A 15,394-nucleotide genomic window follows, 5' to 3' on the forward strand; every position below is an offset into this window, starting at 1 on the left:
GCCAGGGAATCCGCTACGGGATCCGGGAGGTCAGCGCCAGCGCGGCAGCCGAGCCGAGCAGCACCAGCACGGTGCCGGCGATCATCCACGGCCTGGAGACGTCACGCTGCCGGATCTCGTAGCCGATCTGCTCACCGAGTTGCGCATAGACGGACTTGAGTTCCTCGGTGGTGGCAGCGGTGTGGAAGTCGCCGCCCGAGATCTGCGCGATCTGCTGCATGGCCTCGGTGTCCAGCGGCACCGGGATGGTCTCGTCGTTGACGGTGATGGACCCGTTGTCGGTGCCGAAGGCGATCACCGAGACGGGCACCTTGGCGTCCGCTGCCCGCTGTGCCGCGTCCTGCTCGGTGCGGCCGACCGTGCGCTTGCCGTCGGTCATCAGCACGATCCGCGCGGGCGGTGCGCCCGGGTCGCTGCCGTCGGTGGGCCCCGGCAGGGACTTCGAGAACAACTGGATGGTCTGCAGGCTCGAGATGATCGCCTCGCCGGTGGCGGTGCGCTCGTCGAGCGTGAGGCCGGCGATCGACTGCTTCGCGGCGGTCCGGTCCGTGGTCGGACTGACCAGCACGGTGGCGATTCCGGCGAACGAGACGATGCCGAGGTTGACGCCCGGGGTCAGGTCGTCGACGAACTGGGTCGCGGCGTCCTGGGCGGCCGCCAGGCGGTTCGGCGGCACATCCGTGGCCTGCATCGAGAGCGACACGTCGATGGCCAGCATGACGGTTGCCCTGTTGCGCGGCTCCTTCGCGTCGGCGGTCGGCCCGGCGAGCGCGACGGTCAGCAGCAGCAATCCGACCAGCACCAGGGCGGTCGGCAGATGACGCCAGCGGCCGGGCCTTTTCGGGGCGACCCGCTCCAGCATTTCGAGGTTCGCGAATCGCATCGTGTGCCGCCGGGTGCGGCGCTGCGCGAGCAGGTAACCGATGGCAAGGGCCAGCACCAGCAGTCCCGCGGCGAGCCAGTACGGCTGAGCGAGGTTCACCAGGCCTCCCCCGCCCGCGCTGCCCCCGGTCCGGCCGTCGCGGCCGCTGCGCCCGTCCAGCCCCGTTTCCGGGACACCACGAATCGCATCACGTCCGCGACCCAGTCGCCGTCCGTACGCAGCACCAGATGCGCGGCGCCGGCCCGACGGAGGGCGACCGCCACCTGCGCGCGGTGCTCCGCTGCCGCGGCGGCGAAGGCACCGCGCAGCTCGGCGGTGGTCGACACCTCTTTCGTGCGGCCACTTTCCGGATCGAGCAGGGTGACCAGGCCGACCGCCGGGAGTTCCAGGTCGCGCGGATCGAGCACCTCGACGGCCAGCAGGTCGTGCCGCCCGGACAGCGCGCGGAGCGGGCGCTCCCAGGTCAGCGGGCCGATGAAGTCCGACATGACGACCGCGAGACCGCGGCGCCGGGGTGGTCGGCGCAACTGCTCGAGCGCCATCGCCAGGTCACCCCGGTCGCCGGGTTCCGACCGGGGCGTCGAGGCCAGCTGCCGCAGCAGGTGTTGCAGGTAGGGCCGGCCGCCGCGGGCCGGGATGCGGGTCACGCCGTTCCCGCTGGCGACCACGGCGCCGATCCGGTTGCCGCCGCCGCGGGTGAGGTGCCCGACCGCGGCGGCCGCGGCGACCACCAGATCCCGCTTCTCGCAGCCGATGGTGCCGAAGTCCAGGGACGCCGAAAGGTCGGCGACCAGCCAGGTCTCGAGTTCGCGGTCGGCCACCGTCTGGCGGATGTGCGGTTCGGTGGTCCGTGCGGTCACCGACCAGTCCATCCGCCGGACGTCGTCGCCGGGGTGGTAGGGCCGGGCGTCACCGGGTTCGGTGCCAGGTCCTGGGACCAGCCCGAGGTGGTTGCCCTGCAGCAAACCGTCCAGCCGGCGCCGGACGGTCAGCTCGAGGGTCGCCAACGCCGCGTCCAGCCGTGTCGGGTCGGCGGTGCCGGGCGGCGCCCCGGGGTGACTCGGGATCATCAGGCGGCGCCCGGGTGCGTGTACGGGCTGACCTGCGGCAGCGGAATGGCCTGCATCAGGCGTCCGAGGATCGCCTCGACCGGCACGCCGTCGGCCAGCGCGTCGTAGGAGAGCACCAGGCGGTGCCGGAGCACGTCGGGCGCGACGTCGATGACGTCCTGCGGCACGACGAAGTCCCTGCCGCGCACCAGGGCGAGCGCGCGCGCCGCCGCGATGATGCCCAGCGAGGCGCGCGGCGAGGCGCCGTAGGACAACCAGCCGGCCACCTCGGTCAGCCCGTGCTCGGCCGGCGTCCGGCTGGCGAAGACCAGTCGCACGACGTAGTCGACGAGGGCGTGGTGGACGAAGACGTTCGACGCGACCTGCTGCAGGCGCGCCAGTTCGGCGATCGGCAGCACCTGGTTGGCGACCGGCGGGACGACGCCCATCCGGTAGACGATCTCGCGTTCCTCGTCGGGCTCCGGGTAGCCGACCAGCAGCTTGAACAGGAAGCGGTCGCGCTGCGCCTCCGGCAGCGGGTAGACGCCCTCGTTCTCGATGGGGTTCTGGGTGGCCATCACCAGGAACGGGTCGGGCATCGGGAAGGTCTTGCCGCCGATGGAGACGTGCCGCTCCGCCATCACCTCGAGCAGCGCGGACTGGACCTTCGCCGGTGCGCGGTTGATCTCGTCGGTCAGCACGAAGTTCGCCACCACCGGGCCGAGTTCGATGTCGAACTGCTCCCGGCCGGCCCGGTAGATCCGGGTCCCAAGGAGGTCGGATGGGACGAGGTCGGGAGTGAACTGGATCCGCGAGAAGGTGCCGCCGACCACCCTGGCGAACGTCTCGACGGCGAGCGTCTTGGCGACGCCGGGGACGCCTTCGATCAGCAGGTGGCCCCGGGCGAGCAGCCCGACCAGCATCCGCTCGACGAGGCGGTCCTGGCCCACGATCACCCGTTTGACCTCGAACACGGTGCGTTCAAGCAGGGCCGCGTCGTTCGCGGGCGTCTGGTGGACCGGCGGTCGCCCGTCCGGTACTCCGGCGACGGATCCCCCGCCTCGCACGTCTGAGCTCACCAAGTCCTCCTCGCATCGGCCGCCTCGACGGCCGCCTGACTGTCCTTCTCACGCGCCGGGCGGCGCACAGGGCACCGGCCGACCCCACCGGCGGGCGCCAGCAGATCAAGCCAAGATGAGAATCCCGCCCGAACCGGCAGAGCCGGAGCAGCATGCTGCTCACCCCATTGTTCCCTGCACTTCCGACCGGGTGGACCGATCGGCGCGATCAACGTCGCTGCTGCCAGTCCCGCCAGTCGTCCGGAGTGTCGACGTCCGCCGTTTCCAGCGCCGATCCCGCCACCTCGAGAACGGTGATGGGCGCAAGCAGTTCTCGCAGCGCCACCCCTGACCAGTCCTGCCGGACACCCGCCGCCGACGCCAGTGCGCTGCGTCGCCAAACCCCGATCAGGTACTGCCGACGACCGCCCAGGTCGACCAGCACCGCACCGCCGGGCCGATCACCCCGGGCACCCTCCGCCGGCCGTGCCGTGGACAGCGCCGCACACAGCCCGGTAACGGTGTCGCGGGTGACGCCGGGCAGATCGGCAGCCAGCACAGCGACCAGCGCGTCATCGGGCAGGTCGGCGAGCGCCCGGACACCCGCGACGACGGCCGCTGCCGGTCCGCCGCCCGGCGGGTCCTCGGAGACGCCGCTGACACCCGCCGGCAGATTGCGGCCCGGACCGACCACCACGATCCGGCCACCGGCCGACGCGGCCATGGCGATGTCCAGCAACGATCGGTCTCCGAGTCGCAGCGCCGGCTTGTCCGTGCCGCCGAGCCGGCTCCCGCGGCCGCCGGCGAGGATCACCGCGGCCGCCGGTCCGGTCACCCGCCCGGACGGGCCGCGCCGATGTACCCGTCGGTGCGCAACGGGGCGACCCGGACGTACGAACCGGAGTTCGGCGCCTCGATCATCTGGCCGTTGCCCATGTAGATCGCAACGTGGTGAATGGTCGACGGATCGGAGGTGTTGTGGGCGAAGAAGACCAGGTCACCGGGCTGCAGATCACCTTGCGAGACGTGCGGCTGACCGGAGTACTGGTACCCCGAGTAGTGCGGCAGGTAGACGCCGACCTGAGCCCAGGCGTACAGCGCGAGGCCCGAGCAGTCGAAGCCCACCTTCATGTAGTCGCCGTAGCTGTCGGCGACCCCGCCGTCCCTGATCCCGAGCGTGGGACCGGAGGAATCACCGCCGCCCCAGGCGTAGGTGGTGCCCAGATACGCCATGGCGGCGTTGACCACCGTCTGACCGGCGCCGGACCCGGCCGAGTAACTCGGAGCCGCCGGCGGGTCGGCAACAGCGACGGATGACGTTCCCTCGCACGCGATGCCGTTGTCGTTGGGATCGAGAGCCGACCGGTAGCCGGGGTCTCCGCGGTTGATCGGCGCGGCACCGGCTGACCTGGCGTCGTCACACCTGGCGTAGTAGGTCTCGTCCATCGCGGGCTGGGCGGGCGCCGCGGGCGGGGCGGGCGCCGCGGGCGGGGCGGGCGCCGCGGGCGGGGCGGCGGCCGTCGCGGTGCCTTCGCAGGCGATCCCGTTGCCATTCGGGTCCAGCGCCGACCGATAACCCGATTCGCCCCTGGCGATCGGGCCGCGTCCGGCGGCCCGCGCGGCGTCGCAACTGGAGTAGTACGGCTCGTTGTTCTGCGCCGCCTGCCGCTCCTGCGCCTCGCGGGCGGCCTGGTTGGCCGCTTCGCGGGCGGCCGACGCGCGTTCCGCGGCCGCCTCCTCCTCGGCCGCCTGCCGGGCGGCCGCGGCTTCCCGGGCCGCCTCGTCGGCCGCGGCGCGTTCTGCCGCGGCGCGCTGTGCAGCAGCCTGCCTGGCGGCCTCGGCTGCCGCTTCACGGGCGGCCTGTTCGGCCGCGAGTCTGGCTGCCTCGGCGGCGGCCTTGCGGGCTGCTTCTTCCTCGGCCTTCTTCTGCGCCAGCCACTGGTTGTACTGCTGCCGCTGGTTCTGCAATCCGGCGACCTGGGCCAGCGCCGCGCCGTAGGCGGCCTGCTCCTGGTCGCGCTGCGTCTGGAGTGCCGCGAGTTGTTGCTGCCCGCTCTCCAGCGACTGCCGTGCCTCCTGCTGGGCGGCATCCGCGGCGGCCTTGGCCGCGTCCGCCCTCACCTGCGCCGCGTTGGCGGCGTCCAGCGCTGCCCGGGCGTCCGAGTCGAGGTTGGCCTTGTGGGTTCGGGTGCTCTCGAGGGCACCGATGACGTTGAGCTGTGATTCGGACATCTGCCCGAGCAGTTCCTGCCGCTGCAACAGGTCGGTGGCGCTGGCCGACCCCATGAACGCGCTCATCGACCCGAGGACGGAACCCTGGCGGAACGAGGCGGCAGCGAACGCGGCGGCCTTGTCCTTCGCGTCGACGACGGCCTCGCCTGCGGCATCGGCCTCGGCCAGGGCGGTGGTGGCGGCGGATCGGGCGTCGGCGGCATCCGATTGCGCGACCTGGAGGTCGACCGCCGCCTTGTTCGCCAGCTCGGCCTTGAGTTCCATGTCGTTCTTGAGCCGCTCGATGTCGCCTTCGGTCTTGCTGACCAGGCCGGCGAGCCGGCCGACCTCGGCGGCGGTGGCGGCAGCCTGTTGCTGGCTGTCCTCGATCTGCTCGTCCGACGGGTTCACCGGAGGCGGCGGCACGGCGCCGGCCGGCAGCGCGGCACCGACGACAAGGGCTGCCGCCACGACGGTGGCCAGCACACCACCGACCAGGCCGGTGATCGTGCGGGTGGCGGCGCGACCGCGACCCCGGGTGTGGACGGGCACTCGTCGCTCCTCCCCCGCGGTGTCACCGCGGACAGGTGGTTCAGAACGGCACAAACGCCGCAGGCGTACAGAGCGGCGGCCTGTCAAGGCGACACGCCAGTTGCACCATGCCACTTTGGTCCCCCTATTGGCCAGCGGTCACGATGAACACTCTGGTCCCAAATACAACAAATCGTGCAAATCGGGCACAAGATCACCCGCACGGGCGGAACGTGACCGAGCCGGGGAAACTGTGGCGGTGATCGAGAGCACCGTGTCACCGGCGGGGGATGCCGGACCGTCCGGAACCCCCGGGCGTGAGCGGAAACCGGTCACGGATCGTCGACTTCGGGTGCTGTGCTGCGTCGTCGGGGGTACCGGTCTCGGCCTGGTGATCTGGGGATCGTTCCTGCCGTGGGTCGTTTCGGGCAGTGTGCGCCGGTCGAGTTACGCCATCGTCGGAGTGGTCGACCGGCTCGGCGTCGCCGGTGACGGTGTTCTTGCACTGCTTGTGACCGGCTGGCCACTGCTCGGCGTCTTGGCAATGAGCCCGGTCATCGCGGGATGTCTGCGCTGGTGGCGGACGGCCGGGATCCTCTCCGTCCTGGCCGCCCTGCCGGCGGCCGGAGTGTCCATCGCGATCCTCGTCGTCGCGGTCGGCAAGGTCGGGCTCACCGTGCGCCTCGATCCGATCGGGCCGGCCGTGATGACCGCAGGTGCGCTGTTGTTGCTCGCCGGCGGCGTGTGTCTCGCATTCGGTATTGGTTCACCTCATCGGCCTAACCGTTACTCGACCAAACGGGGTTGATCAGTCATGATGTCTGTCGGGGGAATCTTGGCGTCTGAGACGTAGATCACATCTGCATGTGGTCCGTTTCGCGGCGGGGCGCCCTCCTCAACCCGGCAGTGACGAGCAAGCGCACAACGGGCCGCCCCCACGGGCGGTCGGCGGCGGACGCGAGCACGCGCACGACGATTCTCCGAACCACCCGTGTCCGGGACCCCTCCTCCCCGGAACGAAGTCACCGAAGGGATCAGAGTCAGATGAGCGAGCAAGGCGGCCCCTACGGACCCACCGGCCAGGGTCATCCGGGGCAGGCCCATCCGGGGCAGGGCTGGCAGCAGCCCGCACCACCCGCCGGCGGTGCCTGGCAAGGGCAGCCGACCGGACCACAGGGCTGGCAGCCCACCACCCCGCCTGCCGGCGGCCCGGGTGGGGCGCCCTGGCAGGGCCGGCCGACCGGACCGCAGGGCCAGCCGACCGGACCGCAGGGCTGGCAGCAGCCCGGCCAGACCCAGCAGTTCGCCCCCGGTCAGCAGTACCCGACGGGTCAGCAGTACCCGGCCGGTCAGCATTACCCGGCCGGTCAGCAGTACCCGGCCGGTCAGCAGTACGGCCAACCCGGTCCGACTCCGCCGCCGGTCAAGAACCGGACCCCGGTCCTGATCACCGCCATCGCCGTGGTCGTCGCCCTGGTCGCGGCGGCAGCCGTCTACTTCTTCGCCATCCGTGACACCGACACCTCCACTGCCTCCGGTGCCGACACCCCGCAGGACTCGGTCTCGGCGCTGTTCACCACCTTGAGCAACTCGGACCCGATCGGACTGGCCGATCGGCTCGATCCCGCCGAGGCCTCGCTGTTCACCGACCTCAACACCGACGTCATCACCGAACTGAAGCGCCTCGAGGTGCTGAGCCCGGCCGCATCCGCGGACACCATGACGGGCACCACCATCACCGTCCAGGGCCTCACGTTCGACGGTGCTCCTGAGGTCATCAACGATAACCTGCAGATCGTCAAGCTGACCGGTGGCACGGTGACGGTTTCCAGCGATCCGAACAACATCCCGCTGAGCGACAAGATCAAGGACGCCTTCGGCACCGAGATCGACCAGGCGCAGCCGCAGTCGCAGACCGTCAACATCGCCGAGGCCGTGGCCGAGAACGACGGCAAGCCGTTCCGCGTCGCAACCGTCCAGCGTGACGGCGAGTGGTACGTCAGCCTCTTATACACGATCGCCGACAACGCGGTGCACGAAGCGGGACTTGCCAATCCGACTGCTGCGGACCGCATCGCACCGGTCGGCTCCGGTTCGCCGGAGGCTGCCGTCGACGCGCTGATCAGCAAGGCCACCGCCAGCGACCTGGAGGGCGTCATCGCCCTGCTCCCGCCCGACGAGATGGGCGTGCTGCACGACTACGGCAAGCTGCTGATCGAGCAGGCCGACGCCGACGGGCTCAGCTCCGACATGAACGACCTCGGCGTCACCGTCGACGATGTCGCATGGACGACCTCCGAGGTCACCGGCGGAACCAAGGTGTCCCTGCAGTCGCTGACCCTGACCGCGGAGGGCCAGACCGTGACCCTCACCCGTGACGTGGCGGCCAATTCGGTCACCCTGACGGTGCCCGGCGAGCCGGCGGTCACCCTCGACGAGACGACCATCGACAGCTACCTCGGCGACGCGCTCGGCTCCGGCGACCTGGACCCGCAACTGCTGGAGATCATCAAGCGCGAGTTCAAGCAGATCATCGGGCTGGGCATCGTCACCGTGCAGGTGGACGGCCAGTGGTACGTGAGCCCGGTCCGCTCGTTCTCGGACGTCTTCGTCTCGCTGCTCAAGGGTCTCGAGCCCGGCGATGTCGACTACCTGATCAGCCTTTCCGGCAACTGACCCGTCTGGCACTGCCGCCCCGACACGCGGCAGTGCAGACGTCCCTACATCGGCCCCGGATGGATCCCATCCGGGGCCGATGTGCGTCTCCGCGCGTTTGCACGGCTAACAGGACGCGCGTACTGTTTGATCCGCGAGCCGGTCGCCGGCGGCCTTCCGGGGGCGGGTGACCCGCTCGATGAAGGGCGCGAAACAATGGGCCCAGCTTCGCCAGCACCGCCGTTCTGCCAGCACCGCAGTTCGATCAGCACCGCAGTTCGATCAGCACCGCCGTCCGCCAGCACCGCCGTTCCGCCAGCACCGCCGCCGGAGGAACCTGCCGCCTCGTGATGCAAGGAGAGTTCCGTGCCTGCCGCCAGCAAGGACAGCTTCGCCGCCAAGGAAACCCTCACCGTCGGTGAGAACAGCTACCAGATCTACAAGATCGCCGGAGTGCCCGGGCTGGAGAACGCCCAGCGGTTGCCGTTCTCGCTCAAGGTGCTGCTGGAGAACCTGGTCCGCACGGAGGACGGCGCCAACATCACCGCCGACCACATCCGGGCGCTGGCCGATTGGGATCCCGAGGCGGAGCCCACCATCGAGATCCAGTTCACCCCGGCCCGGGTGATCATGCAGGACTTCACCGGCGTGCCGTGCGTGGTGGACCTGGCGACGATGCGCGAGGCGATGGCGGACCTCGGCGGAGACGCCGACAAGATCAACCCGCTGGCACCCGCGGAGATGGTGATCGACCACTCCGTCATCGCCGACGTCTTCGGGCGGGCGGATGCGTTCGAGCGCAATGTGGAACTGGAATACGAGCGCAACTTCGAGCGCTACCAGTTCCTGCGCTGGGGGCAGACCGCGTTCGACGAGTTCAAGGTCGTCCCGCCGGGCACCGGGATCGTGCACCAGGTCAACATCGAGTACCTGGCCCGCGTGGTGATGCAGCGTGACGGTATCGCCTACCCGGACAGCTGCGTCGGCACGGACTCGCACACCACCATGGTCAACGGCATCGGAGTACTCGGCTGGGGCGTCGGCGGCATCGAGGCCGAGGCCGCCATGCTCGGCCAGCCGGTGTCCATGCTGATTCCGCGCGTCGTCGGCTTCAAGCTGACCGGTGAGATCCCGCCGGGCACCACGGCGACCGACGTCGTCCTGACGATCACCGAGATGCTGCGCAAGCACGGCGTTGTCGGCAAGTTCGTGGAATTCTACGGAGCCGGCGTCAGCGCCGTCCCGCTGGCCAACCGGGCGACGATCGGCAACATGAGCCCCGAGTTCGGGTCCACCGCGGCGATCTTCCCGATCGACGAGGAGACGGTGAAGTACCTGCAACTGACCGGCAGGCCCGCCGACCAGGTCGCCCTCGTCGAGGCCTATGCCAAGGCCCAGGGACTGTGGCACGACGCCGATCACGAGCCGGTCTACTCCGAATACCTCGAACTCGACCTCTCGACCGTCGTCCCCTCGATCGCCGGCCCGAAGCGGCCGCAGGACCGGATCGAGCTCTCGGACGCGAAGGCGTCGTTCCGCAAGGCTGTCCACGACTACGTCGTGAACGGCGACCCCACACCGGAAACCAAGCTCGACGAGGCGGTCGAGGAGTCCTTCCCGGCCAGCGATGTCCCCTCCACGAACCCGCGCTACGCCGACGAGGACGCCAACCCCGCCGTCGTCGCGGCGCTCCATTCGGCCGCCGACGGGTCCTCCGGCCGGCCGTCCAAGCCGACCAAGGTTTCGACATCCGAGTACGGCGACTTCGAGCTCGACCACGGAGCCGTGGTGATCGCCGCCATCACCTCGTGCACCAACACCTCGAACCCCTCGGTGATGCTCGGCGCCGCCCTGCTCGCCCGCAACGCGGTCGAGCGCGGCCTGACCGTCAAGCCGTGGGTGAAGACGACGATGGCCCCCGGCTCCCAGGTGGTCACCGACTACTACGAGAAGGCAGGGCTCTGGCCCTATCTGGAGAAGCTGGGCTACAACCTGGTCGGTTACGGCTGCACTACCTGCATCGGCAACTCCGGTCCGCTGCCCGACGAGATCTCCGCGGCGGTCAACGAAGCCGACCTGACGGTGGTGTCCGTGCTCTCGGGTAACCGCAACTTCGAGGGCCGGATCAACCCGGACGTCAAGATGAACTACCTGGCCTCTCCCCCGCTGGTGATCGCCTATGCCCTCGCCGGGACGATGGACTTCGACTTCGAAACGCAGCCGCTGGGCACCGATACCGACGGGAAGGACGTCTTCCTGGCCGACATCTGGCCGAAGTTGCCGGAGATCCAGGAGGTCATGGCGTCCTCGATCAACAAGGAGATGTTCGCCTCCAGCTACGCCGACGTGTTCGACGGCGGCGAGCGCTGGAAGTCACTGCCGACCCCGGAGGGCAAGACCTTCCAGTGGGATCCGGAGTCGACCTACGTCCGTAAGCCCCCGTACTTCGACGGCATGCCGGCAGAGCCGGAGCCGGTGACGGACATCGCGGGTGCACGCGTACTGGCCAAGCTCGGCGATTCGGTGACGACCGACCACATCTCGCCGGCCGGCGCGATCAAGGCAGGGACCCCGGCGGCGCAGTACCTGGCCGACCACGGCATCGAGCGCAAGGACTTCAACTCCTACGGGTCCCGCCGGGGTAACCACGAGGTGATGATCCGCGGCACTTTCGCCAACATCCGGCTGCGGAACGAGCTCCTGGACGGCGTGCAGGGCGGTTACACCCGCGACTTCACCCAGCCGGACGCGCCGCAGGCCTTCATCTACGACGCGGCGCAGAACTACGCGGCGCAGGGTGTCCCGCTGGTCGTGCTCGGCGGCAAGGAATACGGCTCCGGCTCGTCCCGCGACTGGGCGGCGAAAGGCACCGCGCTGCTGGGTGTCCGGGCCGTCATCACCGAGTCGTTCGAACGCATCCACCGCTCGAACCTGATCGGCATGGGCGTCATCCCGTTGCAGTTCCCGCCGGGCGAGACGATCAAGACCCTCGGGCTGGACGGCGACGAGACGTTCGCCATCTCGGGCATCACCGAACTCAACGAGGGCCGCACCCCCCGCACGGTGAAGGTCACGGCGACGAAGCCGTCGGGCGGTGTGGTGGAGTTCGACGCCGTGGTCCGGATCGATACGCCGGGTGAGGCCGACTACTACCGCAACGGCGGCATCATGCAGTACGTGCTGCGCAGCCTGCTCGCCGGAGCGGCGTCCTGACGCCGTCGCCCGGTTCGATCACGGTGGTGCTCGTCTAGCAGGAGGGATCGGCGCTGATGCCCAAGGTCAGCGCTGATCACCTCCAGTCGCGCCGTCGGCAGATCCTTGACGGGGCACGGGCCTGCTTCGCCAGGCACGGCTACGAGGGCGCCACGGTCCGGATCCTCGAGGAGGAGATCGGGCTCAGCCGGGGCGCGATCTTCCATCACTTCCCGGACAAGGACGCGCTCTTCCTGGCGCTGGCCGTCGAGGACGCCGAATCGATGCTGGACACCGTCGCGGAACACGGGCTCGTCCAGGTGATGCGCGAGATGGTGGCCGCACCGGACGCCGGTCGGCTCGGCACGCAGCTCGAGCTGGCCAGGCGACTCCGCACGGATCCGGGGTTCCGTGCGCTCTGGGCCCCGAGAACCACAGCCCTCGAGCAGGCGGTGCGCGCCCGGCTGAGGCGCCAACGCAACGCCGGCACTCTCCGGCCCGGTGTCGACATCGACCAGCTGGCAGGCTATCTCGAGTTGGTGATGGAGGGTTTGGTGGCGCACCTGGCGGCCGGTCTACCGGCGGACCGGCTCGAAGGCGTGCTGGATCTGGTCGAGGCGTCGGTCCGGCGCAGCTGAGTTCGGCGGTTCCCGCAGAAGGGCTCGCGAGGATCACGGGGGACTTCCGCCTCTGTCCCGGCCGGGGATTTCGGCGCACACTCAGGGTCAGTGGACGGAGGTCCGCCATGAGAACCATGCGCATTTCCCTCGCGATCCCGCTTGCTGTGATCCTCACGCTCGGGACGACTGCCTGTGCCGGAACGGAGATTTCCGGTTCACCGACCACCGGGAGCGTCGCGGCGACAGCCGGATCCTCAGCACCGGCCCGGTCCGCCGCCACCCGGCCCAGCACGCCGCCGCCCAGCACGACCCGGCTTCCCAGTCAGCCGACGAGCCAGCCGTCGCGGACCCAGGCTCCGGCGACCGAACCGCCGACCGCCCCGGACAGCACAACGGAGAACCCCGCCACCACAAGGACTTCGCCGCCGGATGTGACCTTCGTTCCCGATCCGGGTACGACGCTCCCACCGGCCGATTCTTCGGCGAGCGATGCTCTGGAGCCGTTCTTCGCCGCCGCGGACACGGCCGATGCTGCCCTCACGGCCGCTGCCGCTGCCGTCAACGACAGCTATGCCGGGGACACGGTCACCTTCACCCGGGCGACCGTCGATCTGGTCGACCAGGCCCGTCCGTCGGCCGTCGCGGCGGCCATCCCCGCGGGTCTCGACCGGGATGTCCAGCGCGCCGTGCTGCTGGTCTACAGCGACCTGGAATCCCGCTTCGCCGCTCTGCACGGCGAGTCCTGTGTGCAGGTCGGAACCTTCACCCGAGCCGACCTCGACCCGCACTGCTTCGCCGAGGGGCACGCCGCGGCCGTTGCCATGCCGGCGGACGTTGCGGCGGCTCACGCCGCGGCATCGTCGGCGGCACCGTTCACCGACGCCGGCGCGCACTCGCGGGAGGCCGCGGAAGTGGCCCTGAGCGTGGGCTACGTCGACGGCAACAACGAGGGCTGCGGCAGCCACGGCGGCTTCCGCGCAACCGATCCCATCGACATCGCGTGGAACGGCGACCCCTCCGCCGTCAACGGAGCCGACTCGGGCGACGGTGTCACCAACGGGGTTCAGTTCACCGCGAGTTGGACCGGCGAGGCCTGGTCCGTGCGCTACCTCGCCTGCTGACCTGCGGCTCCCGGGTTTCTGTCGGCCTGACGCCTCCGGCCGATGATGCCTACCGGCCGATGCGGACCGGGCGCACCGGACGCGAACGGCTCGTCAGCGCCGCGACCTGGCGGGCCGACCAGAGCGCGACCGCCACCCTGGGGGCCCACAGCCACAGACCCGGGACGGCACGGTCCAGCGGATCGTGACGAGGTTCCGCCGACCCGCGGGTGACTTCCTGATTCTTCCGCCGCTCGACGAACGACGGTGCCGGCAGGAACAGTTCGAGCGCACGCAGATCGATCTCGGTCATTCCCCGGATCAACCCCGCCTGCAGTCGGGTCAGCCACAGAGCCATCAGTGCACGCATGTCGATCGCCTCTTCGCGCTCGTCACGGCGGATCAGGGCAGGGCGCCCCCATCCCACCAAGACCAGTCAAGCGCGGGCCGCATCCAGAGGTCAGCGGCGTTGGTCCCGTGAAGTCGGGCCGATCGACCCCTGTATGTGGGCGGACAGTCGTTCGGGCCGATCACCGTCGAAGAGAGGAGAGCGGCAAGTGACCGCCGGGTGAATCACTCGCGAGAAGGGACGGGTGGCACCGTGACAGCCGAGTTCTTCGGCGGGTCGCGGTGCACCCGGATCAGACCTCGGCCACCGCGGCGAGCCGGTCGAGTGATGCCCTGAGTTTGTCATCGGTGGTCGCCCGCGCACGGATCAGGCGTTTCTCGTCCTTCAGGTCGGTCCAGTCGTAGGTGTGGGTGACCGCGGTTCGGAACTCACCGACCGGCTCGAGTTCCCACCGCCACAGATGTCCCGGCGGTTGGTGGCCGGGTTCGGCGGGTCGCCACGCAAGACGCCTGCCTTCGTCGAATTCGACCACGTGATTTTCGCGGGTCGCACCGTTGGTCAGCGTCATGACGAACACGTCACCGACCTCACGGACTCGCTGGCCGGCGGACGCCCCGGCCAGGTTGTCGTTCCCGTCCCAGCGGGGCTGAAGGGCCGGGTCGGCGATGAACTCGAAGATCCGCGACGCGCCGGCCGCGATCTCCCGGCTGGCACTGACGACGCGCGGAACATCAGGGTGCTCGGTCATGACCGACATCCAAACACCACTGGCGGTGTGTCGACGGCCGTCAGCCGGGATGCTCTGTGTCGACTCGCCGGATGCGGCAACGTCAGATCTGGACAAATGCCGGGTTGCCCACACTCGAACACGGCTCTGGGCTTCGTCCCGGTGTCACCGGGAACTCCAGGGTTCTGGTCCCGTCCTGTGGCCCAGCAGCTCAGCCCTGCCGCTGGGCGCCGATGAACAGGTCGGCGCGCACCCGCGGCTCGGCGTCACGCAGCACCTCGAGGAATTGCGCTGCTTCCCTTCGGGCGTCGATCCTGCGGGTGGTCTGCCACAGCGACATGGCCCACCGCCTCCCCGGTGAGCCAAGCCCTGCACCGCGCTCGAGGCGCGCCAGCAGTCGCTCCCTCTCCTCGGCCCGGTGGCGCAGCAGAAGAAGTTTCAGGGCTGCCGCGCCCGGTCGCCGACTGGCCGGTTGCCGTCAGCGGATGTTTCCAGCCAAGGATGACCTGTATGGCGTCTCGGCCACGCCCACGTGGACGGAGCCAGCCGCGCGGAACTGCCGCTGTGGCCGTGACCGTCAGGGCTGCTGGCAGCGTGCCGAACCTTTCCGCATTTTGCCCTCCGGTTAGCTACTTGCAAATGAATCGGGTTGCTTGTGCTTGGGTTTTGCATGCTGCGGTTGGTGATTGCCCCGGTGGGCGACTCAGGGTATTCGCGTCATGGGGTGTCCTGGCTGAAGGAGAAGGTGTCTGTGTCAACGGGTGTGCCGATTCAGTGCGCGGTCCCCGATGTGTTCGGGCAGCAGCAGGTCCGCCGGGTCCCGCCGTGGCGTGGCCGTTGCAGGTGCGGAGAACCCGAGGCGCAGCACGGCCTGCGGGTGCCGGTTATCGGCCAGCAGTCGGCGCAGTTCTTTGCGCTCGTCGCTGACCTCGATGGGTTGGGACAGGAATGACGCCGACAGTCCGAGAGCGGTCGCGGTCAGCAGCAGGCGTTGCAGGGCTTGACCGGCCCGGACCTGG

General features: G+C 69.8%; 13 protein-coding genes and 1 pseudogene. 5 read left to right on the forward strand and 9 right to left on the reverse strand.

The features are described 5' to 3' along the window. Window positions 1-13 precede the first annotated feature (13 nt). The 5 genes from ACVBEQ_RS15615 to ACVBEQ_RS15635 all read right to left on the reverse strand — a co-directional run bounded on the left by ACVBEQ_RS15615 (window position 14) and on the right by ACVBEQ_RS15635 (window position 5,753). On the reverse strand, window positions 14-982 hold the full coding sequence (locus tag ACVBEQ_RS15615) for a VWA domain-containing protein (protein WP_447154227.1): 969 nt from the start codon (window positions 980-982) through the stop codon (window positions 14-16). Further along, window positions 979-1,953 carry a DUF58 domain-containing protein gene (locus tag ACVBEQ_RS15620; protein ID WP_447154228.1) on the reverse strand — a complete coding sequence of 325 codons (975 nt, stop codon included), beginning with the start codon at window positions 1,951-1,953 and terminating at the stop codon, window positions 979-981. Before ACVBEQ_RS15620 ends, ACVBEQ_RS15615 begins: the two co-directional genes overlap by 4 nt. After that, a complete protein-coding gene (locus tag ACVBEQ_RS15625) occupies window positions 1,953-2,999 on the reverse strand; it encodes an AAA family ATPase (protein WP_447154246.1) in 1,047 nt (348 codons plus the stop codon). The genes ACVBEQ_RS15620 and ACVBEQ_RS15625 overlap by 1 nt, the downstream gene beginning before the upstream one ends. A gap of 220 nt (window positions 3,000-3,219) precedes the next feature. Beyond that, complete coding sequence (gene mobA / locus ACVBEQ_RS15630) at window positions 3,220-3,825, reverse strand: molybdenum cofactor guanylyltransferase (RefSeq protein ID WP_447154229.1); 606 nt, start codon at window positions 3,823-3,825, stop codon at window positions 3,220-3,222. Continuing rightward, window positions 3,822-5,753, reverse strand: a complete 1,932-nt coding sequence (locus ACVBEQ_RS15635; protein WP_447154230.1) for an excalibur calcium-binding domain-containing protein — start codon at window positions 5,751-5,753, stop codon at window positions 3,822-3,824. Before ACVBEQ_RS15635 ends, mobA begins: the two co-directional genes overlap by 4 nt. A gap of 238 nt (window positions 5,754-5,991) precedes the next feature. Between ACVBEQ_RS15635 and ACVBEQ_RS15640 the strand changes: the two genes are divergently transcribed. The 5 genes from ACVBEQ_RS15640 to ACVBEQ_RS15660 all read left to right on the forward strand — a co-directional run bounded on the left by ACVBEQ_RS15640 (window position 5,992) and on the right by ACVBEQ_RS15660 (window position 13,320). Continuing rightward, window positions 5,992-6,540 (forward strand): hypothetical protein, encoded by a 549-nt coding sequence (locus tag ACVBEQ_RS15640; RefSeq protein ID WP_447154231.1) that lies wholly within the window; start codon window positions 5,992-5,994, stop codon window positions 6,538-6,540. A 236-nt stretch (window positions 6,541-6,776) separates the two neighbouring features. After that, a complete protein-coding gene (locus ACVBEQ_RS15645; RefSeq protein ID WP_447154232.1) occupies window positions 6,777-8,408 on the forward strand; it encodes a collagen-like domain-containing protein in 1,632 nt (543 codons plus the stop codon). A gap of 345 nt (window positions 8,409-8,753) precedes the next feature. After that, on the forward strand, window positions 8,754-11,600 hold the full coding sequence (locus ACVBEQ_RS15650) for an aconitate hydratase (RefSeq protein WP_447154233.1): 2,847 nt from the start codon (window positions 8,754-8,756) through the stop codon (window positions 11,598-11,600). A 56-nt stretch (window positions 11,601-11,656) separates the two neighbouring features. Beyond that, window positions 11,657-12,217, forward strand: coding sequence for a TetR family transcriptional regulator (locus ACVBEQ_RS15655; RefSeq protein ID WP_447154234.1), 561 nt, complete (start codon window positions 11,657-11,659; stop codon window positions 12,215-12,217). A 107-nt stretch (window positions 12,218-12,324) separates the two neighbouring features. Next, window positions 12,325-13,320: a hypothetical protein gene (locus ACVBEQ_RS15660; RefSeq protein WP_447154235.1), complete on the forward strand. Its 996-nt coding sequence runs from the start codon at window positions 12,325-12,327 to the stop codon at window positions 13,318-13,320. Between the two features lie 49 nt (window positions 13,321-13,369). On the opposite strand, the gene ACVBEQ_RS15665 is transcribed toward ACVBEQ_RS15660, so the two are convergent. The 4 genes and pseudogenes from ACVBEQ_RS15665 to ACVBEQ_RS15680 form a co-directional block, all read right to left on the reverse strand. Beyond that, window positions 13,370-13,726, reverse strand: a complete 357-nt coding sequence (locus tag ACVBEQ_RS15665; protein WP_447154236.1) for a hypothetical protein — start codon at window positions 13,724-13,726, stop codon at window positions 13,370-13,372. Between the two features lie 214 nt (window positions 13,727-13,940). Next, window positions 13,941-14,396 (reverse strand): SRPBCC family protein, encoded by a 456-nt coding sequence (locus ACVBEQ_RS15670; protein ID WP_447154237.1) that lies wholly within the window; start codon window positions 14,394-14,396, stop codon window positions 13,941-13,943. 190 nt (window positions 14,397-14,586) lie between these two features. Beyond that, window positions 14,587-14,715 carry a hypothetical protein gene (locus ACVBEQ_RS15675; RefSeq protein ID WP_447154238.1) on the reverse strand — a complete coding sequence of 43 codons (129 nt, stop codon included), beginning with the start codon at window positions 14,713-14,715 and terminating at the stop codon, window positions 14,587-14,589. A gap of 414 nt (window positions 14,716-15,129) precedes the next feature. Beyond that, window positions 15,130-15,394: pseudogene (locus ACVBEQ_RS15680) on the reverse strand (Acg family FMN-binding oxidoreductase); the annotation flags it as partial.

It is taken from the genome of Nakamurella sp. GG22, assembly GCF_052976845.2.